Below are 24,289 nucleotides of genomic sequence, written 5' to 3' on the forward strand. Positions count from 1 at the left end.
TAAGAAAACTTTCAAAAGCCCTTAAATTCTAAATGAAAATAGCCGCCATACTTCAATAAATGAAGTTAGGGTGGCTATTAGATATATGTCAATAAGGGAAAAAGATATATTCGGGATGTGTCTTCTTTTTCTCAATCAATATGACTTCTGGTTCCTTAAGAGTGAATATCCAAAACGTATATTCATTTGCTGGTAAAATACATCGGTCATTTAAGCTTTCATATTTATCTATTTCCCAGTTATATTTTTTTAGCAATCCTTCAGGAATGACGACCGTGTGTGACGACTTGTTACAAACGATAATAACGTTTTTGTGCACTCTGATAAACAACTCATCTCCGGAATCCTTGAATAGACATTCCTCATGGTAGGGTATAATTTCTGTATGAATTAGCCTGCATACTAATTTATCCACATTTGTATAAGGGTTTCTATCATAAATAGGACAGTTCTCTTTACTATTGCTCTCTATTCTTAGCCTCTTGGCATTGATGATACCTGCCTTTAAACGTTTTTCAATTAATGGAAATGTTGATTGGGAGGTTTTGGTCTCATTCCAGTATTTTTTCAATCTTGCATAACCATTAATGCACTTTTCTCCATGACAGGCATTTTCTTTGGATTTTTCCGTCATGCAGTTATAATTGACCTTTTTACCATCTATCCGTTCACCACATTCGGTAGCGTGGAACGGGTGATATAAGTACTCAAAATGCAGAAGCAGATAATATTCAAAACTACGGCTGGAAAATGCAATATTCACTTTCTTGTCGTCAATAAGTTTTTCTGCTTCTTCAAAAGCGTCCTTTCTTGCCGGATGTTCATCTTTATCAAAGACAGCCCATGCCTCATCAACGCCTTCATTGAGCTTCTTACGTGAAAGACGAATCCAGCTGAGAGGAGGTTGTCCCTGTACTTCTGGTTGCAGTTTGTCTTTTTTCCCCTTAACTCTTTTCTTTTTGTTCTTGTATAAACCTCGGTCTGCCATTGACGGCTTTTCCTCTGGTATGTCAGGTTGAGGGATAGTCTTGACATCCCATTCTTCCTCACCACCATTTTCATCAAGTAGTTTGTCGCATAGGGATGTAAAAAAAAGGGGTTCGGTCTTTTCTCCCTCACAGATAATACGAATTACGTATTTGCTATGTCTGCTGTCTTCACTTTGACGTGCCATCTGTCATAAATAATTTTTCTAACGATCTTAATGTCGGAACAGCTCCGAACTTGTTGTTCATATACCATTTTGCGAAAGGAGTGTCTTCTCTTACATCTCCAAAGTCCGATAGGGAGAATAATTCAGAGGAACCGAACTCGTTTTTTTCTACGAACCATATTTGGTCCCGGCGAATATTCTCTTGATCCAGCAGGTTCACGTCATGTGTAGTGAATATCAATTGGGCATTCTTTTTGTTTATGCGTGTGTTCTTGAATATATCTACAATCAACCGGGTAATATATGTATGAAGCCCAGAGTCTATTTCATCCACCAGTAAAGGGCTTCCGCTTTTAAGCGATTGCAGGATATAGCAGCCAAGCAGAAAAAGTGCCCGGGTACCAAAGGATTCTTCCGTGAACGGCAAATCTGTTTTTCCAACGAACTGTCCATTATTATACCGACGATGTAGACTTTTAACTTCATAAGACTTGTCAGAGTGCCGTTTTTCCAGTTCGAAATCTTTCACTCCAGTATCAGCGAAGGCCAGCAACTCACCTAATTTCTTTTTATCTTCAGGATGTTGAGCAATCCATTCCATCATATCATTATAAAGACCTAATTTAATATCTTCATGGTATCCATTGGAAACGACTAAATCCGCCAGATATTTGGCAGCTTCAGTGATATTTTCTCCTGGAGTGTCTATAATGAACTTGGACAATATTAACTGGTTTGGGAAGACAGTGAAAGGTTTGATACCAGTCACTTTGGAACCGAATCTGACAGTATGTGTCAATGCTTTAGAACCGGATCGTACTCTTTCAAACAAAGAAGCAGTTTTTCCGTTTGGAAAATAACTGAGGCTTTCAGACAACACCTCCCTGCGGCCGAATTTTAATTGATAATTATAACGCAAATTATTCGTTATAAACTCAATGAAGAATTCAATGGGAGCATTCGTTGTTTCATCGTCAAACTTGAAAGGATCATATAGAGGGATATTTTCTCCCATACGGTTATCCAAATTCTGCACCCAACGTTTTAGCCCGTATAAGAATCTCATGACATTCGTTTTTCCAGATGCATTAGCACCGAATACTATCGAAACTTTAAGTGCCTGCTTGATTCCTTCACCTTGTGTCCTACTGTCACATAAGTTCGCCGTTTTTGCTTTGGACTTTCCTGGCTCAGTAGTAAATATACAATCATTCTTGAATGAACGATAATTGCTGAATTTTAAATTTAAAATCATTTTCTTGAGTGTTTTATGCAAAAAAACGCATTTAAATCGAAAAAAGCAAATTAAATAATCGCTATTTTCATATTTCACGTAAATCGTGATATATTTTTGCAGGCTTTTCATTGTCTTTAGTGGATATTTAGTAATAATTGATAAAAAATGATTTAATGTTTATTTTCTGCATGTTTTTTGCAAGAAAATAGATTTGAGTGAAAAAACACTGCTTTTAAATTCTACATGGGATATTTTAACAACGTCAGGTTATCGCAGGCTCGCTCTCGTCATCAGATAGTATACCTCCCTCTGCCTGTCCATCTTCTTCGCATTCTTCCGTCTTATCTTTCCCTACATTCTCCCCGTCGAAATATCTCCGTATAAACTCATGCAAGTCTTTCTCCCTATAATACGTCTTATGCAAGATCGTGTAATACTTCAGCCCGTTGTCTCTGTACCGTTGTAGTGTTCGTTTGCTGATGTTCAGCAGCAGGCAAACGTCCTGGTTATCGTACAGCCGTTCCCCGTTCAGGTAATTTTGCGGCTTCTTGTTCTTCTTGTCCAGTGCGCCTACAACCCTTTCCACTTGTTCGAGCAACCGTTCCATATACGCCTCGAATGTTTCTTTATCCAATGGTATCATAAGCCCGCCTGTTTTAAGTTCCCGATGATATAATAACTCTGGTTCGACGGGTCTTTCCGTATGATTTCCTTCTCCCGCATGAACTTGATATAACTTTTCGCCGTGCGTTCCTTCACGTCCAGTATCGCTTGAATCTGCTCTGCCAAATCCACATAAGTGATAAAGTCCTGCCGTCCGAAAATATCCCGTGCCACTGCCACGAGTTCATCCTCTTTCCGCTTCTCCTTTTCCTCTTTCGGCTTTTCTCCCAGATACACGTGCATCCCGGCATCCTTATCCCATGCAAACTGCATGATAGGCACATCCAGCGGACTGCCGTCGCGTACCTTCAGCGCTTTCACCACCGACACCGACGGATCAGTATCTTTCTCGATAGAAAGAATTGCTGCCGCCTTTCGTTGCAACTCACTGCCCAGATGCCCGCGCAACTTCAACCCCGAAGGAATAAAATGTAGGATAGTAACGATACAAGTATTGTAAATCCCCGCCAGCCGGTACAATTCCTCCACCACGGCAATACTTTCCGTTTCATCATTCGCACCCTTTATCAAGTCCGCAATCCCGTCAATCACCACCATGTGAATCCCCCGGAACTGATAATGAAACTTATCCATGCTTTGGATAATCGCCTGCAAACGCTCTTTCCGGCTCATTCCCGTCAGGCAATACGCTTTCAGGTATTCCGGCATCGTTTCCCGTCCGCAACGTCTTAAAAGGTTTGTAATGTTCTTGTACGTCTGCACCTCCGACTGTTCTGTATCATAAAACAGAATCGCCTTTCGCTTGCTGTTTTCACAGACCGACACCCCCAACGTATCCATCACCTTATTCTTATCGGATTGTCCGATGGCACCGGCTATCAACGCCGTCACATAATTACTTTTTCCGGTTCCCTCGCCACCGGTAATACAGAGGATATTCCCTTGCGTGCCTAACGGCACATCATTCACCGACACAACCATTTGTGCCACGGGCGGCGGATTATTAAAATCCACCTCACAAGATTTCAGAGCAGACATAGTTTCGCTGTATATTGTATCCAGATAATCCAGAAATAGTTTAATCAAATCCTCCCGGCTATTTCCCAAACGGAAAAAGTCCGAAATATCCTTTTCCACCTTCGTTCCCGCCAGTGGCAGCAACAATCGTTTCACCCCGTAGTTCTTCAACGCCAGTTCTTGTTTTGCCGAACTGTCCAGCCCCGCTTTATCGACATCATAGAGCAGGACTATATGCTTGAACCGGAAAGAGAGCCTATGAATAATCCCCACGGGAATAGTCACCGTTTCCGAATTGAAGCAGATAGCATGGAACCCGTGAGCCGTCAGGCTCATCACATCCTTCTCACCACCCGTAATAAAGAGCAAATCCCCCTTAGCAGGCAACTGTTCCAACCCGAAGCAATAATTCTCCCCAAAATCCCCGGCATATAAAAAGCGCATCTCCGAGTGCGGGCGGTACACCTTCACATATTGCTTTGCCGTATATCCGAACACCGGTTCTTTATCCGTCGCTGCGATACTGAACGGTTTCCCTTCGTTATTCTCGCTGCTGAACTTCATCAGCGAAACCACCCGGAACAATTTCAGCACCTCTTGCGTGATACCGCTTTCTCCCCAAAAGGCAAGTTCCGCAGCCGTAAAGCTCTTTTGCGCTAACGTATAAGGTCTTGCTTTCTTTACCTTTTGTGCAAGTATCGTTTCTGAAACTACCGGAATAGGAGCAGGAGGTAAATTCACCTCATAGCTATCCATCAGCCCCAGATGCAAATCCCGGTCAATGACAGCCATAATCTCCACAAACTCCTTTGCCCTCTTGCAATCCAGTCCGTGTAGCTTCCCGACCAGTGCAAAGCAGTCTCCCGAATAATCATCATTCCCGAAATCCTTCAACTTGTACACACTACTTTTCCGCTCATAATACACGTTGCACGAAGCCCGTTTATCCTGATAGAACGGATTAAGGAAATTCTTTCCCAACCGGAAAGCCACCGGTATATAATGCTTGAATACGGACAGACCTCTATCCGTCAAGCGGAGAATATCCTCCTTATCAATTTTATTCTCCACGTAGCAATACATTTTTGCGGAACTCGTCAATCAGATGCGGTTCACAATTAATAATTTTCTCGTTCACCTTCCGTTCAATTTCCGAGAATCGGTATTTGCATTTCCCTCGTTCAAACGTATAATCAATCAGATTATCTGTTCTCAGCCGTTGTAAGGTTCGTGTGCTGATATGCAGCATATCCGCCACTTCTTGGCTATCCAGCCAAATATCTTCCTCCACATCAGGAGCATTTCCTTTTCGGAAAACATATTCCGCAATCTTCTCAATTTTGGTCACCAGACCTTGATAAGCGGCGGATTCCATTGTAATAACTTCCATAACTTATTATTTTTGAATATGCCGCAAAGTTCATCTAATCGCACCGGAGCATTTGCCAACTTGTTACCAACTTGGCATAACTTTTTTTATAGGTAGGTTGATTGTCAACGCAATAGGGCAGTGAGGTAGGGCAGCCAGAGGTCGGTGCAAGGTGCAAGCCTATCTCTATATATAGGCTCGCACCTTGCACTGAAGAAAAAAATATATCAAATTAATAATCAAATATTTGGTAGTCTCGGAAAAAGTGTATAATTTTGAACCCGAAATCAAAGAGAGACACAACGGTGTCACGAAAGACAAAATTGAAATTTTGAAAATCGTTTCTAAATCGTTACTTTTAGAAATTTTTACAGTGTTTTTGCTGTATGTAAGTAACTGATTTAGAGCTGATATAAAGAAATAGCGGTGTAGTCCCGTACGCACCGCGAAAGCAAATAGCAAATTAAAGCAAAGCTCTGAAATTCAAGGATTTCAGAGCTTTTTTTGTTTTCTGTATCGGCAAGAATAACGATTAAAAACAAATCATGCGTGGGATTATTCGTGGGATTTCTGCCAGTCTTACTATACTCATCTGATGAACTTGAACTTTCTTGCGGTATAATCGGGAATTCGGGTACAAATATCCGTAAATCATATACACCTTCGCTTGTGCTATCGCGGTACCTTTGTCATCAGAAGTTTAGCAAGAAAAATAGAGTAATATAACGTATGACAAAAACAATTTTAGGAGTTCTGTCACTGCTTGTCATAATGTCGTGCAGTATTCCCGTAAAGGAGAACACCGTTCAACCCAATATAATGGAAACGAACAAGAAAAATCTCGGAAATCTGTTGGCGCTCTATCCCAAGCCGATGACGGTTGTCGGGGCAGAGGTTGAAGGGAAAGTAAACTGGCTAGTGGTAGGGCATACGGGTGTTATTGGACATGACCGGATACTCATCAGCATGAGTAAAAGCCATTACACTAATCAAGGGATAAAGGACTCAAAACGACTTTCCGTCAATCTAGTGAGTCGTGAAATATTGCCGAAAGCTGACTATGTGGGAAGTGTAAGCGGTGCGACGGTCGATAAGTCGGAGGTGTTTGCCTACCATATTGGCGAAAACGGTACCCCCGTTATAGACGCATCACCCCTCACCATGGAGTGTGAGGTGGTAGACATCTATGAAACTGAAGGTTTCGACAATTTCATTTGTGCGATAGTCAATACATACGCTGCTCCTGAAGTGCTTGATAATAACGGGAAACTTGACTATACGAAGCTGAAACCCGTATTGTTTGAATTTCCGACCTATTCCTACCTTGCCACGGGAGAGATTATCGGCAAATGCCTGAATCTGGATAAGCGGCCGGGTATGTGCGCCAAAGAGCCGATGAGTGCTGACGGTATCGTGCGGTTGTCGAAAATCGAGGTTTATCCGCAGTATCTCGACGAGTATATGAAATACGCAACCGAAGTAGGCGAAATCTCTCTGCGTACCGAATCGGGCGTGCTGACTATGTATGCGGTCGGCGAGAAGGAGAATCCCTGCAAGGTGACTATTCTCGAAACCTATGCGAGCCATGCGGCTTATGTAAAACATATTGCATCAGAACACTTTCAGAAATACAAGCAAGGAACGTTGCGCATGGTCAAATCATTGGTCTTGTCTGACCAGACGCCACTAAATCCGGCTAACAAGCTCAATAACTTCATGCAATAAATAGAACGACTATGAACAAGATTTTTTTAATTTCAGTATTCAGCATTTTAACACTCAATGTTATGGCACAAGAAAAGATAGTACAGACAGCAGGACGCACCCAGTTGGGTGAGTTTGCTCCTAAATTTGCGGAACTAAACGACGATGTCCTCTTTGGCGAGGTCTGGAGCCGCACCGACAAACTCGGTCTGCGTGACCGTAGTTTAGTAACCATTACCTCTCTTATCAGTCAGGGTATCACGGATAATTCGCTCGTGTTCCACCTTCAGTCGGCAAAGAAGAACGGTATTACCCGTACGGAGATTGCCGAAATCATCACCCATATCGGTTTTTATGCCGGTTGGCCCAAAGCGTGGGCAGCGTTTAATCTGGCCAAAGGTGTATGGGCAGAGGACACTGCCGGTGAAGATGCCAAAGCCGCATTCCAGCGTGAAATGATTTTCCCCATTGGGGAACCGAACGCTGCATATGCACAGTACTTCATAGGCAACAGTTATCTTGTTCCCGTTTCACGCGAGCAGGTTTCCATCTCTAACGTCACTTTCGAGCCTCGTTGTCGCAATAACTGGCACATACACCGCGCTACTAAAGGCGGTGGGCAGATGCTTATCGGTGTTGCCGGTCGTGGATGGTATCAAGAAGAAGGCAAGCAGGCAGTAGAGATTCTACCCGGTACGGTTATCCATATCCCTGCAAATGTGAAGCATTGGCACGGTGCCGCTTCTGATGGTTGGTTTGCCCATCTTGCTTTCGAAGTTCCCGGTGAGGATACTTCTAATGAGTGGCTGGAACCGGTGACGGATGAAGAATACGATAAACTTAAGTAATACCATCCAAACTCCTGTAATTTAAACGATTGCGGGAGTTTTTGCTTTATAGGACCATGATTTAGTAGCCGGAGGAAAAGCATAATCCGTAATTTGGGTATAGATACCGGGGATTTGTCTACACGGCATATGACGGATACTGCCTATTTTTGCATCATCATTAATAATCCTAAAGATAATTATAAAATCAACAGAAAGATGAATATGAAAAAATTACTATTAATTTCTATGATGCTGATGACCGTTCTGGCAATGGCAGCCTGCGAAGATTCAGGTGATGAACCGTTTACACCCGAACATCCTGAACTTTCCGGACCATCGGGTGGGGAAGATGAGAATGAATCCGAAGTTCCGGATGTATCTTCATTGCAGGTAAATATCATGGTTAGCAATCGTACCATTACTGCCACTATGGAGGACAATGCCGCCACACAGGATTTTCTTGCTCGTCTGCCATTGGAGGTTACGTTGAATGATTACAATAATACTACAGAAAAAATCTTCTATCCCTCTCCGGCTCTGGCAATTGAAGGTGTTACGCGTGGCTGTGCTCCTATTGCCGGTGATATAACCATCTATGCCCCATGGGGAAATGTGGCAATTTTTTGTAAGAATGGGTCTTATAGTGATACTTTGATTAAAATCGGTCGTGTTGATGGCAATGGCATTGAAATGTTGAGTGTGCCCAGAGATATACTTGTGAGATTTGAAAGAAGATAAGAATGGATTAATAAGGGCACTATGACTACGAACGAATTCAAGGAATATGTAAAGACGCGTCAAGCGCTTGATACGGAGGAGATACATCGCTTTATGGACAAAATGAGCAATGAAGCCAGACGCATCACTTTCCGGCTGAACACGGCATATCATACACCGGACGAGGTACGTGGGTTACTCTCCGAATTGTTCGGTTATCAAGTCCCGTCATCGTTCCGGGTATTCCCACCGTTCTATACCGATTTCGGGAAGAATATTACAGTGGGCGAAGGCGTATTTATTAATGCCTGCTGTCATTTTCAGGACCATGGTGGTGTGATAATCGGTGACGGATGCCAAATCGGGCATAATGTAGTCTTTGCAACGCTCAATCATGGTTTGCCTCCGGAAGAACGCCAAACTACCTATCCGGCACCGATTGTATTGGGTAGGAATGTCTGGGTAGGTTCTAATGCGACGATTCTTCCAGGAATGACAATCGGTGACAATGCTGTGGTGGGAGCTGGAGCGGTTGTGACGAAAGATGTGGAAGCGAATACAATAGTAGGCGGTGTCCCCGCGAAATTGATAAAGAGAATAGAGTAATAATTATAACATTGAAAACAAGATGAGAATAATATCAAATACAGCATTCGGTGGAGAAAGACCTTTGTTTGAATCACATGACTTACGTTTGGAGAATGTAATTATCCATGCCGGAGAATCAGCCATCAAGGAATGCAGCAACATCGAAGCTGTCAATTGTCGATTCGAAGGGAATTACCCCTTCTGGCATGTTCACGGGTTTGTAATCGACCGTTGTTTTTTCGATGTCGGCGGGCGTTCGGCACTGTGGTATTCCGACCATCTGAAAATGACCGATACGCGTATCGACGCACCCAAAATGTTCCGCGAGATGCACGACATCGAAATTGAGAATGTAGAGATGAACGATGCCGATGAAGTATTCTGGCGTTGCCAGAATCTGAACATCAGAAATCTGAAGTTGCATGGAGGAACTTATCCGTTCATGTTCAGTAGCGACATCCGCATAGACGGATTGGAGAGCGACAGCAAATACGTTTTCCAGTATGTGAAGAATGTAGAGTTGCGCAATGCCAAAGTCACTACAAAGGATGCTTTCTGGGAGGTGGAGAATGTGACAATCTACGATTCCGAACTCAATGGCGAATATCTCGGCTGGCATTCGCACAATCTCCGGTTGGTGAACTGCCATATAACCGGTGAGCAACCGCTCTGCTATGCCCACGACCTCGTATTGGAGAATTGTACCTTTGGTCCCGACTGCGACCGGGCTTTCGAATACAGTTCGGTGCAGGCAACCATCAAGGGGGCGATAGGTGGGGTGAAGAATCCACGGACAGGCAGTATCACTGCCGAAAGCTATGGGGAAATCATTCTCGATGAAAATATAAAGGCACCTGCCGACTGTGAGTTGAAGCTTGGGGACGAGAAAACTTGTTTCACCGACTGATGCCTTTGCAAATAGCCTGATGGGAATAAAAAAGGGAAAGACCGATTACTTGTTGTCGCTTATCCGCGAAGGGAAGAGTATGACGCTGGGGCAGCAGTTACGCCTGACTGCATACCTCAGTGTCCCTGCTATTATGGCGCAGGTGTCCTCCATCGCCATGCAGTATATCGATGCTTCGATGGTTGGTAGCCTGGGTGCGAATGCAGCGGCTTCCATCGGATTGGTTTCAACCACGACATGGCTGTTCTGGGGATTGTGTGCCGCCGCTGCAACGGGATTTTCTGTCCAAGTGGCACACCGGATTGGGGCCGGAGATTTTGCAGGAGCGAAAAAAATACTCCGCCAATCGGTTACGGCTACACTTGTTTTCAGTTCTTTGTTGGCGGTTGTCGGCATTTCTATCAGTGGTGTGCTTCCCGGCTGGCTGGGTGGTGATGAAATGATACGGAGCGATTCATCCTTCTATTTCCGGATATTTTCACTTTTCTTACCCGCCTTGCAGTTGAATTTCCTTGCGGGCGGCATGTTGCGGTGTAGTGGGAATATGCGTGTACCCAGTATGCTAAATGTACTGATGTGTTTTTGGGATGTCGTGTTCAACTTCTTCCTTATTTTCCCGACACGGCAGGTAGACTGGTGGGGATGGGAGTTCATCGTTCCCGGCGTAGGTTTAGGTGTGGAAGGTGCGGTATTGGGAACCGTGTTGGCCGAACTTATCACTGCCGGTGGGATGATGTGGTATCTTTGCCGTCGCTCGTCCATGTTGAGACTATCCGGGGGGCAGGGCAGTTTTCTTCCCCGGAAAGAGACGCTGCGCCAGGCTGTCCGCATCTCCCTGCCAATGGGATTCGAGCATATTGCCATTTGCGGAGCGCAGATTATGACGACGGTTATCGTCGCACCGCTCGGCATCGTCGCCATTGCCGCCAACTCATTTGCCATCATCGCTGAAAGCCTTTGTTATATGCCCGGCTACGGTATATCGGAGGCTGCCACGACGTTGGTAGGCCAGAGTCTTGGAGCAAACCGTATCCGGTTACTCAAGCGTTTTGCCAACATTACCGTTTGGTCAGGGATGCTGATTATGGGAGTCATGGGAGTGCTGATGTATGTGGCGGCCCCTCAGATCATCGGAGTGATGACGCCTGTGGAGGAAATCCGCATGTTGGGAATCGGGATTCTGCGGATAGAAGCTTTTGCGGAGCCGATGTTTGCGGCATCTATCGTCGCCTACGGTGTATTTGTGGGTGCGGGCAATACATTTGTTCCCAGTCTGATGAATTTTGGCAGTATCTGGGGTGTCCGGCTGACACTGGCAGCATGGCTTGCCCCTACGATGGGGCTACGGGGCGTATGGCTTGCCATGTGTATTGAGCTTTGTTTCCGGGGAGCGATTTTTCTTGTCAGGCTTTGGAGTGGTAACTGGATTTATAAGTTGCGAATAAAAAGATAAATTATGAAATACGATTTCGATACAATCATCCCGCGTCGCGGGACGAATTCTTATAAATGGGATACTCCCGAAGAGGAGAATGTACTGCCCATGTGGGTGGCAGATATGGATTTCCGTACAGCACCCGCTATTATCGATGCCTTACAAAAGCGGGTGGCGCACGGTATTTTCGGTTATACAAAAGTACCCGAAGCCTATTATGATGCGGTCGTCCGGTGGTTCGATGACCGGCATCGCTGGCAGGTTGATTCCCGGTGGATTATCTATACGAGTGGTGTCGTGCCGGCTCTGTCAGCCATTATCAAAGCCTTGGCCATGCCGGGTGATAAAGTCATCGTTCAGACTCCTGCCTATAATTGTTTCTACTCATCTATCCGTAATGACGGATGCGAGTTGTTTGCCAATAATCTCGTTTATCAGGATGGCCGCTACGTAATCGACTTTGCCGATCTTGAAAGGAAAGCTTCCGATCCGAAAGCAAAAATCCTGCTGCTGTGCAATCCTCACAATCCGGTCGGACGGGTCTGGACTCCGGAAGAACTGCAGCATATAGGTGATATTTGTTTACGGAATGAGGTGTTTGTCGTGGCGGATGAGATTCATTGTGAACTGACTTACGAAGGATATGACTACACACCCTTTGCCTCCTTGTCCGAACGCTTTTTGCAAAATTCCGTCACTTGCGTTTCGCCGAGTAAGGCGTTCAACCTTGCCGGGTTGCAAATCGCCAATATCATCGCAGCCGATGAAGAGGTGCGCCGCCGTATTGACAGAGCCATTAACATCAACGAGGTATGCGACGTCAATCCGTTCGGCGTAATCGCCACAATGGCAGCTTACAACGAAGGTGGGGAATGGCTCGATGCCTTGCGGAAATATCTGCGGGGGAATTACGAATACCTCTGCTGCTTTTTCAAGGAACGGTTACCACAATATCCCGTGCTGCCACTCGAAGGAACTTATTTGGTTTGGATAGACTGCCGTGCTTCCGGTATCAGCTCAGATGTTGTCGCCTTGCGTTTGCAAGAACAACAGCATCTGATGGTCAATTCCGGTACGATGTACGGTCCCGGTGGAGAGGGCTTTATCCGGCTGAATATCGCTTGTCCCCGGGCTCTGCTTGCTGATGGACTGGAACGGATGGCCCGTTTATTCTATCGTGAAGTCTTCTGATTTAAATCCGCTGTAATACCTACCGGAGAAGGCGGTGAACTTCAGGACACAATAATCGGGATCAGTCACTCCTTCGGGATAGTACATAGTGTCGCCTTCCTGCCATATCATTTCCTTACTGGTGCTGTCCGTCAGTATCTCCATCGTGCCGCGCAGCATTACGCCCTTGAAGAAGCGTGTGTTGCAGACGTAAAGGCATGCCCGGTTATTTTTGAGAAATTGCGAAACGCGCATCGACGAGGTGTTCGTTGATAGGTAAATGTGTTTGATCCCTTCCCTTTTGCGGGTTTGCAACATGGCCTTGATGTTGGGAAAGCCTTCGGCATCCACCGAACCGACAAAGATGGTTTTTTCCTTGTCAATCATGTTTCCTACTGTTTTTTCTGCATCTCTCATTGTTTGTTTTTTTTATGGGTTATTGTTTCAAGGGCAAAGATAGCCGGTAAGTGGAACTTTTGTACAATAAAAAAGAAGGAGGATATGTCACTTTTCACGGTTTCTCCATTTTCCGGTAGGCGAGGGGAGTATACCCTATACATTGTCGGAAACTACGTACAAAGTAGGAGACGGTTGAGAAATGGAGTTCGGAGGCTATTTCTGAAATGGGGAGGTCGGTGTAGGTGAGCAGACGCTGGGCTTCGTCTGTAACCTTGTTGAGTATGTACTGCTTGGCGTTGATGTTTATGGCCGAAGAGAGGATTTCGTTCAGATAGTTGGGAGTGATGCATAGTTTATCGGCATAGAATTGTACAGAATGCTGCTCCCGGAAGTGCTCCCCAACCAATTCGAAGAATCGGCTGAGGTGGAAGCTGCTGATATCTTTATGTGGCTCCTTACCCGTCTCCGGAGGGATAGAGGTGCGGTAGGCACGGTTGAGTAGCATGAGGACTTCGTAAAGTAAGGCGCGTAATATGCCCGTATCGTGTGGGTGGAAAGAGTCGATTTCGATTTTTATGTCGTGCAGAAGTTGGAGTATTCGTGCATAGAGCCCGTTCGGCAGTTGGAGTTTGTCTACCATTTTTCCCATTCGGAAGAACGGGAGGTGCTGCACGAATAGTGGGTCTTTGAAGAAAGAGGTCAAAAAGGTATCCTCAAAAATTAGAGCATGACCGTTGCCGATACGGTCTGTGTCCCAACTGCGCACCTCACCTGGTTTGGAGAAGAATACATCACCGGGAGCTGCCAAGTGTGTCCGGTTACCGATAGTGAATTCTCCTTCTCCTTCTGTGATGAAGGTGATGTCATAGTAGGTCAGAATATGTACTTTTCCCTGGGTCAAGAATTTCCGGGTATACTGCAAATCAACGACATCTATCAGAAGTTCGCTTCCGTACTTAGTTTTGTAGAAATTGTATCGTGGGATGGCATTTTTCATGGCTTAACATTGTATGATGGCAGTAAAGTTAGAGAAAAAGCTGCTCCGTACAATAGCGAATAGGAAAATGTTGGGTAAAGACCGGGAGTTTTGTTTATCTTTGCACCCGCAATTATCAATCGCCTTGCAACGATTGTCTGGAATTATCATATTATGAAACAGAAACGAATACCATTGGTGGGCAGACAATACCTTGTGCCCTTCATTTTGATTACCTCTCTTTTCTTTTTGTGGGGATTTGCCCATGCCATTCTGAATGTACTGAACAAGCACTTTCAAGAGATACTGGATATCACGAAGACACATTCGGCCTTTATACAGATGACGATGTATATGGGATACTTCATTATGGCCATTCCTGCAGGATTTTTCATCAGTCGCTTCGGATACCGCCGGGGTGTGGTATTCGGTCTGTTGCTTTACGGCGTCGGTTCGCTGCTCTTTATCCCCGGGCAGCATTATCTGTCTTTTAATCTTTTCTTGTTTGCATTGTTCGTGATAGGCTGTGGACTGACGTTTCTTGAAACTGCCGCCAATCCTTATGCCACAGAATTGGGCGCAAAGGAAACTGCTGCCAGCCGGCTGAATTTCGCGCAATCCTTCAACGGTCTGGGATGTATCTGTGCACCGGTACTGGCTGGACTGCTGCTCTTCTCGAAGGATGGGCAGACGGGCTCGGGTAATGTCGCATTGCCCTATATCTGCATGGGGGTAATTGTGTTGCTGGTAGCGTTGGTCTTTTCAAGAATCAAGTTGCCCGAGATTGAACATAGTGTGGAGGTGGACGAAGCTGGTAATAAGGTCGGATTGTGGTCACACCGGCTTTTCATTTTCGGGCTGATAGCCTTGTTTGCCTATGAGGTCGGCGAGATTTCCATCAACAGCTTCTTCATCAACTACGTGGTGGAGCAGAATTGGATGAATGCCCGCGAAGCTTCCGTAGTGCTTTCTTTCGGTGGACTGGGATTATTTATGTTAGGACGTTTTGCCGGTAGCTGGATTATGGGACGTGTGCGTGCCGAGAAGATGTTGCTGGTTTGTGCTACGGGCACTGTGATGACTACCTTGTTGGTGTTGCTGGATGTAGGAATGGTGTCGCTTGCAGCTCTGTTGTGCGGATATGCATTTGAGGCTATTATGTTTCCCACGATTTTTGCACTTTCCTTGCGCGGGCTGGGCAACCATACCAAGAGGGCTTCCTCTTTCCTGATGATGTCTCCCGTGGGAGGCGTGGTAGGTCCGCTGTTGATGGGACTGGTGGCAGACCATACGACGATGGTGTGGGCGTTCATCGTACCGCTGGTTGCCTATTGCGTGGTGTGGGCATATGCCCGCAAGATGGTGTCCGTCTCTACCGCTTCTTCAATATAGAAGGAAGCCTGCGACTCCGGCAAGGATTATCAGTAAGATAGGGTGGAGGTTCCACTTCCACGTCACGCCGAAAGCGGCTGCAAAGATAAGTATGCTTTTGTAATCTATGAAATTTTCCTTGTTCATCAGCAATAGGGCAGCAGCAGCTATCAATGATACGGACATGGGCAGCAGTCCCGACATTGCCGCCTTGATGTATTTGTTGTCCTTGCATTTCACGAAGAAGTAAGAGATGAGCAATACCAGGATGAACGAGGGAAGACATACTGCAATGGTGGTCACGACAGCTCCCCACACGCTTTGAGTAACTGCATAGCCCACATAGGTGGCACTGTTGATGCCTATCGGACCAGGCGTCATCTGCGAGATGGCCACTACGTCCGTGAATTGTTGCAGGGTGAGCCAGTGATGGTGGTCCACCACCTCATATTGGATGAGGGACAACATGGCGTAACCGCCTCCGAAACCGAACATTCCGATTTTTAGATATACCAATATCAGCTGCCAATAAATCATATCTGTAATTTTCTCAGTTTATCTTTTAACCATAATGTATAGAGCATTCCTCCTGCAATTCCTGCAAGGACAATGTATACGGGGGATAGCCCGAATTGCCAGATGAGTATGGTGGCGATGGCTGGAAGCACCAGTTGCCAATACTTCAGCTTCAGTGCCCGTGCAGCCGAAATGCAGGGTATCACAATCAGTGCGACTACTGCCGGACGGATACCGTTAAAGATGCGTATCATCACCTGGTTGTCCTGAAAATGAGCGAAGAACATGGCTATCAGCATCATGATGACAAAAGAGGGGAGGATTGTGGCAAGTGCACACACCAGGCTACCTTTTACTTTATGCAGCTTGTAGCCGACGAATATGGATATATTGACAGCAAAAACACCGGGAAGTGACTGGGTCAACGCAAACATTTCCATGAAATCTTCTTTACTCATCCATCTCTTTTTTACGATTTCCCGTTCAATGAGAGGTATCATAGCGTATCCGCCACCGATAGTGAACATTCCTATCTTGGCAAAGGTCATAAAAAGCAGTAAATATTTCATTATTTCTCTTCGGGTGACTTTCTTTTGCAAAGAAACCCAAATTAATCAACATATACAAATTAGGGGGATAATATTTATTTATTAATATTTTATATTACAGGGCTATATTCTTAAATCTATTTAAAAGGAGAATATTCCGTCGTAAATAAGCTTTATCTTTAACACGTAATTACAAATAATATAAATGTAGATATGATACAGATAGTGCAATTACATGGTACGGATAAAAAGCTGTACGAGCTTGTAGCCCCTTTGGTTATGAGCCCGGAAGTGCTGAAACAGAACTACAATTACCCTTTCCGGACATCGGAAGAGTACGAGTGGTTTGTTGCTCTGGATAATAAACATGTTGTAGGTTTTGTGCCGGTGGAGCACAAGAAGTATGAATGTGTCATCAACAACTATTATATTAAGGAAAGGAATGTTGACACGCTAAAATTGCTTCTGGAAAAGGTACTTGAGAAGCAGGGCGAGGAGAGTAGTCTGACGGCTGTTAGCTTTGTTGAAGATAGGGATGTCTTCAGCGAGCTGGGCTTTTTGGAAGACAAGGTATGGACCCGTTATGTGAAAATGAAGAAAAACAGATAATTATGGCTACACCCAAAAATGTGTATGAACTGGCGCAAGAACGTCTTGATGTGATTTTTAGGGAATTTGACACGATATGCGTCTCTTTTTCGGGAGGAAAAGATAGTGGAGTGTTGCTGAATTTGTGCATAGACTATATCCGCCGGAACCGGCTGAACCGTAAACTGTGTGTATTCCATATGGACTATGAGATACAGTACAGCATGACCATTGATTATGTGGACCGGGTATTGGAGGCGAATAAGGATATATTGGAGGTGTATCGTGTTTGTGTGCCTTTCCGTGTAACGACTTGTACGTCGATGTACCAGAGTTACTGGCGTCCGTGGCAGGAGGATTTGGAGGACATTTGGGTAAGGAAGATGCCGAAAGGCTGCCTCACTAAAGAGACGTTTCCTTTCTACACTCCCGAAATGTGGGATTATGAGTTCCAGATGCACTTTGCCAAATGGCTGCATGAGAAGAAGGATGGAGTGCGTGCCTGCTTTCTCATAGGCATCCGTACGCAAGAGAGTTTTAACCGCTGGCGCAGCATCCATCTGAACCGGAAGTATCAGATGTACCACAATTACCGCTGGACCTCGAAGATAGGCAATGACATTTTCAATGCTTATCCCATTTATGATTGGAAGACGACGGATATCTGGACGGCCAATGGCAAATTCGGCTTTGACTATAACCATTTGTATGACCTATATTATAAAGCCGGAGTCAATATCGAACGCCAGCGTGTGGCAAGCCCTTTTCTTTGTGAGGCACAAGAGAGCCTGAAGCTGTATCGTGTCATCGACCCGAATACTTGGGGAAGAATGATAGGGCGGGTCAACGGGGTGAACTTTACCGGTATTTACGGAGGGACGCGTGCTATGGGGTGGCAGACGGTCCGACTGCCCGAAGGGTATACGTGGAAAGGCTTTATGCAGTTCCTGCTTTCCACCTTGCCGGAAGAGACCCGGAGGAACTACTTGAAAAAGCTTACCGTCAGCATTGAATTCTGGCGTACAAAAGGGGGGTGTCTGGCTGACGAGACCATCCAGAAGCTGAGGGATGCAGGAGTGTCCATTGAAGTGATAAATACCACGAATTACAAGACAAACAAGAAGCCGGTGCGCATGGATTATCTGGATGATATTGACATCGCGGAATTCCGGGAAATTCCCACTTATAAGCGGATGTGCATATGCATCCTGAAGAATGACCATGCCTGCAAGTACATGGGTTTTGCCTTGAACAAGGAAGAGGCATACAAAAGAGACAAGATAATGGAACAATTCAAAAATATGATGTTATGAGCGTAGATAAAAGTCCGGTATATAACGTAAGGGCAATTCCAATAGAGAAAATACAAGCAAACGATTACAATCCGAATGTAGTGGCACCGCCCGAAATGAAGCTTCTGGAGCTTTCCATCTGGGAAGATGGTTTCACCATGCCTTGTGTCTGTTACTATGATGAGGAAGAGGATAACTACATCCTGGTGGACGGTTACCACCGTTATCAGGTGTTGAAGACATCCAAAAGAATTTATCAGCGCGAAAACGGGTTGCTTCCCGTGGTCGTGATTGACAAGGAACTTTCCAACCGTATGGCGTCCACTATCCGTCATAATCGTGCCCGTGGTACGCATAATATCGAGTTGATGTGCCATATTGTTGCGGAATTGGACAGAGCCGGTATGTCTGATGAATGGATAATGAAGAATATCGGAATGGATCGCGACGAAGTGTTGCGTTTAAAGCAAATTTCGGGTCTGGCAGACTTGTTTGCGAACAAGAACTTCAGCATTCCGGATAAGAAAGAAGAGTATGTGGCGGATAAATAAATGAATATTTCAGGGGTGGATTTTTTAATCTGCCTCTTTATATTCATTAACAAGTGAAATATTTCGTTGCAAACTTGCATAATTTAGTCAAATCGCCTACATTTGTCAGCATCAAAACAAACAGAATAGGTCCTATGTGCTTTAAGGCACTATAAAAAACATTACATGAAGAAAATTTTGGTTAGTGGCGGTGCTGGTTTTATAGGTTCTCATCTTTGTACCCGATTGATAAACGACGGGCATCAGGTGATTTGTCTGGATAATCTTTTCACCGGTTCGGAAGGAAATATCACTCATCTGAAGAGCAATCCCCGCTTTGAATTTGTACTGCATGATGTGGAAACCCCTTATGAGGCAGATGTGGACGAAATCTATAATCTGGCTTGTCCTGCTTCTCCCATCCACTACCAATATGATGCCATTAAAACCATCAAGACTTCTGTATTGGGCGCCATCAATATGCTGGGACTGGCCAAAAAGACGAATGCCAAGATATTGCAGGCTTCTACCAGCGAAGTGTACGGTGACCCCGTTATTCATCCCCAAGTGGAAAGTTATTGGGGAAATGTAAATCCAATTGGCCTCCGTTCTTGTTATGATGAAGGGAAGCGTTGTGCCGAGACATTGTTTATGGACTATCACCGCCAGAATGGAGTGCGGATCAAGATTATCCGTATATTCAATACGTACGGTCCTCGGATGTTGCCGAATGACGGACGGGTGGTTTCCAATTTCGTGGTTCAAGCATTGCAGAACCAGGATATTACAATATACGGTTCGGGTAATCAGACGCGAAGTTTCCAATATGTAGATGACTGTATAGAAGGTATGGTGCGGATGATGAACACGGAGGACGATTTTATCGGTCCGGTAAACTTGGGAAATCCGAATGAATTCTCCATATTGGAACTGGCGGAAAAGGTCATTAGGCTGACGAATTCCAAGTCGAAACTGATTTTCAAGCCACTGCCTCATGATGATCCCAAACAGCGTCAGCCGGACATCACTCTGGCAAAGGAAAAGTTGGGCTGGGAACCGACTATAGAGCTGGAAGAGGGTTTACAGTATATAATAGAGTATTTTAAGGAATATCGTTCCTAACTAAATAGTAATTTTGATAACGGGAAAAACAATATAGAAAGATGAACATGGAAATAAATCCTTCCGAATACAAGATTCTCATCGTTGACGATGTGATGTCAAACGTTTTATTGTTGAAAGTGCTTTTGACAAATGAGAAATTCGCGATTGCTACTGCAAGTAACGGGCGGCAAGCGTTGGAACAGGTGGAAAAGGAAAATCCTGATTTGGTTTTGCTTGACGTAATGATGCCGGACATGAGTGGTTTTGAAGTAGCTCAACATTTAAAGTCAAATCCGAATACAGCTGATATTCCAATCATCTTTCTGACCGCACTGAATAGTACGGCAGATATTGTGAAGGGGTTTCAGGTTGGCGCGAATGACTTCATCTCTAAGCCTTTCAATAAGGAGGAATTGATTATCCGTGTTACCCACCAAATATCTTTGGTAGCTGCCAAACGGTTGATTTTGAGTAAGACGGAAGAACTGCAACGTACTATTGCCGGGCGTGACAAGCTTTATTCGGTGATTGCCCATGACTTACGTTCTCCGATGGGATCCATCAAAATGGTGCTGAATATGCTGATATTGAACTTGCCATCTGAGAAAATTGGCGCCGAAATGTACGAGCTTCTGACGATGGCTAATCAGACTACGGAGGATGTGTTTTCATTGCTGGATAACCTGCTGAAATGGACAAAGAGTCAAATCGGTAAGTTGAACGTGGTTTATCAGGATGTGGACCTCGTCGAAGTGACAGACGGTGTCATTGAGATTTTCAGTATGGTGGCAAGCCTGAAGAAGATAAGAATCCACGAGATGAAACCGGAAAAAATGATGGTCAACGCTGATATTGACATGCTGAAGACAGTGGTCCGTAACTTGTTGAGTAATGCCATTAAGTTCAGTAAGGAGAACTCAGAGGTACTGGTGAAGATGGAGGAAGTAGATGGTATGGCAGTTGTCAGCGTTCAGGATTATGGCTGTGGCATCAGCGAGGAGGGGCAGAAGAAGTTGTTGCATACTGATACGCATTTCAGCACGTTCGGCACGAACAACGAAGAAGGCTCGGGACTGGGCTTGTTGCTATGCAAGGATTTTGTCGTGAAGAATGGCGGTAAACTGTGGTTTACTTCCAAGGAAGGCGAAGGCTCCATATTCAGCTTCTCTATTCCGGTGAAGAAGTGATAACGAAGAAAATAGAACGGATGGTCCGTTGAAGTAAAACAGACCATCCGTCAGACTCAAATAGACCGTCTGTTACGGTCGTGCAGACCATCTGTTTCTTATGAACGGATGGTCTGTTTTTTTATCTCTTACACAGACTGCGGAAATCGCAATATTCACATTTCCGGGTATCCTCTGTTTGGCTGAATGTTTCTTCTTGGCTGAATATCTCCTGCAGGAGTCCGTGCAGCCGTTCGCGAAACTCGTCTTCGAAGAAAGCGAAGTTGTTGACCGGTACCTTGGGTTGTCGCGGCGCTCCCATTTCGATGACCGGGGAGTAGCTTTCGGAAGCTGCCCGGTGGATGTAAAGTAGGGAAGGGGCTACCTTCAGCGATTGCTTGCGGCAGAGGATGGCGGCGTACAGAAACGTCTGGAAAATATAGTTGGGACGGTTGTCGGCGGGAGTAAACAGTTGTTCTATATTTTCAGGAGTCTTGGGAGTACCGCCTGTCTTGTAGTCCACGATACGTAGCGTGTCTCCTTTGCTGTCCAGGCGGTCGATGGTACCGCCTATCTGTAAGGCAAGCTTTCCTTGCGGAGTATCTATTTCCATCATTTCTCTGACGTCCTGTTCCATACCCTCCATACGGAACGGGGCATATTGCAGGTCATTGCGCAGAAGCTGGCGCAGGTAAGAGGCAATGACTTTGGAATGGATAAGCTGCGTACCGTTATATTCCGGTTGCTCCGTAAGGGGCACATGGAAGAACTTTTCTTTAAAAGCATTGTCCACATAGGCTTGCAGGCGAACATCGTCTTTCAGTAATTGTTCCAGGTCGTCTTTACGTATCTCCCGTCCGTTGGCTGTCAGTTCGTTGTACACCAGTTCGGCGGAACGGTGGAAGATGGTGCCGAAGAGGGTGGAGTCTATCTCGGCGCTTACTTCATCGGGAGCTTTCAGGCCGGCTACGTATCGGTAGTAGAATTTCAGGCGGCAGTCCAGATAGGCATTGAGGGCAGAGGGGGAGAAGAACGCTTTGGGACGTTGGTGGATGTTGTAGGCGTCGAACATCTGTTGCAACATCTCCGGTGTCTTGTGAATCTCAATTTCCCGGGCTTGCTGTGGAGATTGTCCGGCTTCAAGGTACTCAAGGGAGATGTTGTGCGGCGACTCTACCTGGAATTGCAGCATGAAGCGGGACATCTCCCCGCGGTTCAGTCCGTCCGAAGAGATGTTATATAATAAGGTGACGTTTTCTGCCCGTTGGATGAGGCGGTAGAAGTAGTAGGCATAGACGGCATTCTTGTGTTCTATGGTGGTCATGCCGAAGGCCTTCCTCAGGTTGTAGGGAATGAAGGAGGAGTCGCCTCCGGCTTTGGGCAATTGCCCTTCGTTGAGGGAGAGCATGATGAGGTTGCGGAAATCGAGGTTACGCGTTTCCAGCACCCCCATTACTTGCATGCCGATGGCGGGTTCTCCGTGGAAGGGAATGTTGGCAGAGGTAAGCAAGCGGTTCAGCAGTCGCTTCAGCGTGTCTGTGCGCACACTACTCAATTCGCCGGTCTCTATCAGGCTGAGCAGGCGGTTGACGAGGGTGTAGCTTTTGAACAGAGACTCGCGGTACAGCTGGTTGAAGATGTCTTCCACGTCTTTTTCCTGGCGGTAGAGGACGGCCACTTCGCGAAGCAGTTCGGTGAGGTAGCTGCATAGGGCGGCGATGCCGTTCTGTGGTGTAAAGACTTGTTCAAGGAATGCGTCCTGCTTCAGCTCCGAGGGAAGGGGATAGAAGCGGTTGTCCCGGGTAAGCTGTTTTTCCAGTGTTTCGGCATTGGGGGAAAGTTGCCGGGTGTAAGGGTGTTTCAGCAGCGTGATTACGGTTTCGTAGATGTATCGTCCGGTACCTGCATGGTAGCCGGTAGTCTGTAGCTCTACAAGGGCGTTGATAAAACTGTACACCGGAGTTTGGGCAAGGGGAAATCCCATTGTGATGTTGACGTTCTTTACCTCTGCCGGAATGGAGTGGAGGACGGGAAGCAGTAGGGATTCGTTGCAAAGGACAACGGCAGTGTCTTTGAATGAAGAAGGGGTTCTTAATTCTTCATTCCCCCTAATCCATTGCGGCAAGTAGCGGGCTTGTGCATTTTCGGTAGAAGCGGAGATAAAGCGTACGTTCTTGGGTTTCCGCAGTACATCAAAAGAAGTTTCGGGCAGTTGGTTGGGAAACAGCTTTAGGTTGCGGAGGATGAATTCGCCTGCTTCGTGGGTATAGGGCGGCTTTTGCTCAAGGGGAAGACGGGTGTAGAACACGTCGTAATCCCAATAGAACATTGCTTTTCCGGCATCCTGCAAGAGCTGGAAGAAACGGGTTTCTACTCTATTCAGCACGTTGAAGCCGACAAATACATAGCGGTCGTAGCGCAGTCGGTCGGTGTCGAGTTGCTCCATGACATTGCGGTACATCATGCCTTCGTAGGCGATGCCCAGTTCTGTAAGATTGCGGCGGTAGTGGCGGTAGATGTCGCCCAGTTTATCCCAGAGGGAGATGAATTTGGCTTTCAGCTCCGTGCGCTTTTCTATGGAAAAGTTCTGGAAGAACTGGCGGATGGCTTCTTCTTGTTCTTGGTCGAGGAAGTCGTAATTGTCCATAATGTTCTTCAGTTCTTGCAGGTTGCTGAAGAGTTTGTCGGCATCTACAAGGTTTTTGTCTACGTCATCGAAATCGCTGATGAGCAGTTCTCCCCAGAAGTAGAAGTCATCCAGAGTTTCTTCGCTGCGGGTCTCTTCGCGGAACACCTTATACAGTTCGCATACCAGGCGGATAGGGTCACCGGACTTCAATGGAGAGAGTTGCCGGAACAGTTCGCTGATGCTGACGTAGGCAGGCGACCACAAAGGGCGGTCCGTTTCAGCTGCCAGATATTCGTTGAAGAACAGACTGGCACGTTTGTTGGGGAAAACGATGGCGGTGCGCGAGAGGTCGTTTCCTATTTTGGCGTAAAGGTCGCGGGCGACCAGTTGGAGGAATGTTTCCATGATTTAGTTGATAA

Annotated in this window: 23 protein-coding genes; 13 read left to right on the forward strand and 10 right to left on the reverse strand. The window is 45.8% G+C overall.

From position 1 onward, the window contains the following. Window positions 1–88: 88 nt before the first annotated feature. The 5 genes from NQ510_RS12820 to NQ510_RS12840 form a co-directional block, all read right to left on the reverse strand. Complete coding sequence (locus NQ510_RS12820) at window positions 89–1,174, reverse strand: RloB family protein (RefSeq protein ID WP_005825413.1); 1,086 nt, start codon at window positions 1,172–1,174, stop codon at window positions 89–91. After that, window positions 1,158–2,519, reverse strand: a complete 1,362-nt coding sequence (locus tag NQ510_RS12825; protein WP_005825412.1) for an AAA family ATPase — start codon at window positions 2,517–2,519, stop codon at window positions 1,158–1,160. The genes NQ510_RS12820 and NQ510_RS12825 overlap by 17 nt, the downstream gene beginning before the upstream one ends. Window positions 2,520–2,652: 133 nt before the next feature. Continuing rightward, the gene (locus NQ510_RS12830) at window positions 2,653–3,033 is read right to left on the reverse strand and encodes a helix-turn-helix domain-containing protein (protein WP_005825411.1); all 381 of its coding nucleotides are present in this window, start codon (window positions 3,031–3,033) and stop codon (window positions 2,653–2,655) included. Next, window positions 3,030–5,102: a toprim domain-containing protein gene (locus NQ510_RS12835; RefSeq protein ID WP_005825410.1), complete on the reverse strand. Its 2,073-nt coding sequence runs from the start codon at window positions 5,100–5,102 to the stop codon at window positions 3,030–3,032. The genes NQ510_RS12830 and NQ510_RS12835 overlap by 4 nt, the downstream gene beginning before the upstream one ends. After that, window positions 5,092–5,421 (reverse strand): helix-turn-helix domain-containing protein, encoded by a 330-nt coding sequence (locus NQ510_RS12840; RefSeq protein ID WP_005805547.1) that lies wholly within the window; start codon window positions 5,419–5,421, stop codon window positions 5,092–5,094. The genes NQ510_RS12835 and NQ510_RS12840 overlap by 11 nt, the downstream gene beginning before the upstream one ends. 708 nt (window positions 5,422–6,129) lie before the next feature. Between NQ510_RS12840 and NQ510_RS12845 the strand changes: the two genes are divergently transcribed. The 7 genes from NQ510_RS12845 to NQ510_RS12875 all read left to right on the forward strand — a co-directional run bounded on the left by NQ510_RS12845 (window position 6,130) and on the right by NQ510_RS12875 (window position 12,772). Then, complete coding sequence (locus tag NQ510_RS12845) at window positions 6,130–7,125, forward strand: flavin reductase (RefSeq protein ID WP_005825407.1); 996 nt, start codon at window positions 6,130–6,132, stop codon at window positions 7,123–7,125. 11 nt (window positions 7,126–7,136) lie between these two features. After that, window positions 7,137–7,952 carry a carboxymuconolactone decarboxylase family protein gene (locus NQ510_RS12850; RefSeq protein WP_005825406.1) on the forward strand — a complete coding sequence of 272 codons (816 nt, stop codon included), beginning with the start codon at window positions 7,137–7,139 and terminating at the stop codon, window positions 7,950–7,952. Window positions 7,953–8,081: 129 nt separating this feature from the next. Further along, the gene (locus NQ510_RS12855; RefSeq protein ID WP_005825404.1) at window positions 8,082–8,672 is read left to right on the forward strand and encodes a cyclophilin-like fold protein; all 591 of its coding nucleotides are present in this window, start codon (window positions 8,082–8,084) and stop codon (window positions 8,670–8,672) included. 21 nt (window positions 8,673–8,693) lie between these two features. Then, the gene (locus NQ510_RS12860) at window positions 8,694–9,257 is read left to right on the forward strand and encodes a sugar O-acetyltransferase (protein ID WP_005825403.1); all 564 of its coding nucleotides are present in this window, start codon (window positions 8,694–8,696) and stop codon (window positions 9,255–9,257) included. A 22-nt stretch (window positions 9,258–9,279) separates the two neighbouring features. Further along, window positions 9,280–10,146, forward strand: coding sequence for a DUF3737 family protein (locus tag NQ510_RS12865; RefSeq protein WP_005825401.1), 867 nt, complete (start codon window positions 9,280–9,282; stop codon window positions 10,144–10,146). Window positions 10,147–10,165: 19 nt separating this feature from the next. Continuing rightward, a complete protein-coding gene (locus NQ510_RS12870) occupies window positions 10,166–11,599 on the forward strand; it encodes an MATE family efflux transporter (RefSeq protein WP_005825399.1) in 1,434 nt (477 codons plus the stop codon). Window positions 11,600–11,602: 3 nt separating this feature from the next. Continuing rightward, the gene (locus tag NQ510_RS12875; RefSeq protein ID WP_005825397.1) at window positions 11,603–12,772 is read left to right on the forward strand and encodes a MalY/PatB family protein; all 1,170 of its coding nucleotides are present in this window, start codon (window positions 11,603–11,605) and stop codon (window positions 12,770–12,772) included. Here the strand turns inward: NQ510_RS12875 and NQ510_RS12880 are convergent. After that, window positions 12,749–13,168: a pyridoxamine 5'-phosphate oxidase family protein gene (locus NQ510_RS12880; RefSeq protein ID WP_005825395.1), complete on the reverse strand. Its 420-nt coding sequence runs from the start codon at window positions 13,166–13,168 to the stop codon at window positions 12,749–12,751. The genes NQ510_RS12875 and NQ510_RS12880 overlap by 24 nt on opposite strands. A 94-nt stretch (window positions 13,169–13,262) precedes the next feature. Then, window positions 13,263–14,147: an AraC family transcriptional regulator gene (locus NQ510_RS12885; RefSeq protein ID WP_005825393.1), complete on the reverse strand. Its 885-nt coding sequence runs from the start codon at window positions 14,145–14,147 to the stop codon at window positions 13,263–13,265. 153 nt (window positions 14,148–14,300) lie between these two features. On the opposite strand from NQ510_RS12885, the gene NQ510_RS12890 reads away from it, so the two are divergent. Beyond that, window positions 14,301–15,518 carry a sugar MFS transporter gene (locus NQ510_RS12890; RefSeq protein WP_005825389.1) on the forward strand — a complete coding sequence of 406 codons (1,218 nt, stop codon included), beginning with the start codon at window positions 14,301–14,303 and terminating at the stop codon, window positions 15,516–15,518. On the opposite strand, the gene NQ510_RS12895 is transcribed toward NQ510_RS12890, so the two are convergent. Both NQ510_RS12895 and NQ510_RS12900 read right to left on the reverse strand, forming a co-directional pair. Continuing rightward, complete coding sequence (locus NQ510_RS12895; RefSeq protein ID WP_005825387.1) at window positions 15,510–16,034, reverse strand: chromate transporter; 525 nt, start codon at window positions 16,032–16,034, stop codon at window positions 15,510–15,512. The two genes, NQ510_RS12890 and NQ510_RS12895, sit on opposite strands and share 9 nt — an antisense overlap. Then, window positions 16,031–16,582 carry a chromate transporter gene (locus NQ510_RS12900; protein ID WP_005825383.1) on the reverse strand — a complete coding sequence of 184 codons (552 nt, stop codon included), beginning with the start codon at window positions 16,580–16,582 and terminating at the stop codon, window positions 16,031–16,033. Before NQ510_RS12900 ends, NQ510_RS12895 begins: the two co-directional genes overlap by 4 nt. A gap of 192 nt (window positions 16,583–16,774) precedes the next feature. Between NQ510_RS12900 and NQ510_RS12905 the strand changes: the two genes are divergently transcribed. The 5 genes from NQ510_RS12905 to NQ510_RS12925 all read left to right on the forward strand — a co-directional run bounded on the left by NQ510_RS12905 (window position 16,775) and on the right by NQ510_RS12925 (window position 21,262). Next, window positions 16,775–17,170 (forward strand): hypothetical protein, encoded by a 396-nt coding sequence (locus NQ510_RS12905; protein WP_005825381.1) that lies wholly within the window; start codon window positions 16,775–16,777, stop codon window positions 17,168–17,170. Between the two features lie 2 nt (window positions 17,171–17,172). After that, window positions 17,173–18,462 (forward strand): DUF3440 domain-containing protein, encoded by a 1,290-nt coding sequence (locus NQ510_RS12910; protein WP_008663311.1) that lies wholly within the window; start codon window positions 17,173–17,175, stop codon window positions 18,460–18,462. Beyond that, complete coding sequence (locus NQ510_RS12915) at window positions 18,459–18,992, forward strand: IbrB-like domain-containing protein (protein WP_005825377.1); 534 nt, start codon at window positions 18,459–18,461, stop codon at window positions 18,990–18,992. Before NQ510_RS12910 ends, NQ510_RS12915 begins: the two co-directional genes overlap by 4 nt. Window positions 18,993–19,157: 165 nt before the next feature. After that, window positions 19,158–20,093 carry a UDP-glucuronic acid decarboxylase family protein gene (locus tag NQ510_RS12920; RefSeq protein ID WP_005825375.1) on the forward strand — a complete coding sequence of 312 codons (936 nt, stop codon included), beginning with the start codon at window positions 19,158–19,160 and terminating at the stop codon, window positions 20,091–20,093. A gap of 41 nt (window positions 20,094–20,134) precedes the next feature. Further along, a complete protein-coding gene (locus NQ510_RS12925) occupies window positions 20,135–21,262 on the forward strand; it encodes an ATP-binding response regulator (protein WP_005825374.1) in 1,128 nt (375 codons plus the stop codon). Between the two features lie 121 nt (window positions 21,263–21,383). On the opposite strand, the gene NQ510_RS12930 is transcribed toward NQ510_RS12925, so the two are convergent. After that, a complete protein-coding gene (locus NQ510_RS12930; RefSeq protein WP_034525445.1) occupies window positions 21,384–24,275 on the reverse strand; it encodes a PD-(D/E)XK nuclease family protein in 2,892 nt (963 codons plus the stop codon). Window positions 24,276–24,289: the final 14 nt, after the last annotated feature.

The sequence above is a fragment of the Bacteroides uniformis genome (genome assembly GCF_025147485.1).
Lineage (GTDB): Bacteria > Bacteroidota > Bacteroidia > Bacteroidales > Bacteroidaceae > Bacteroides > Bacteroides uniformis.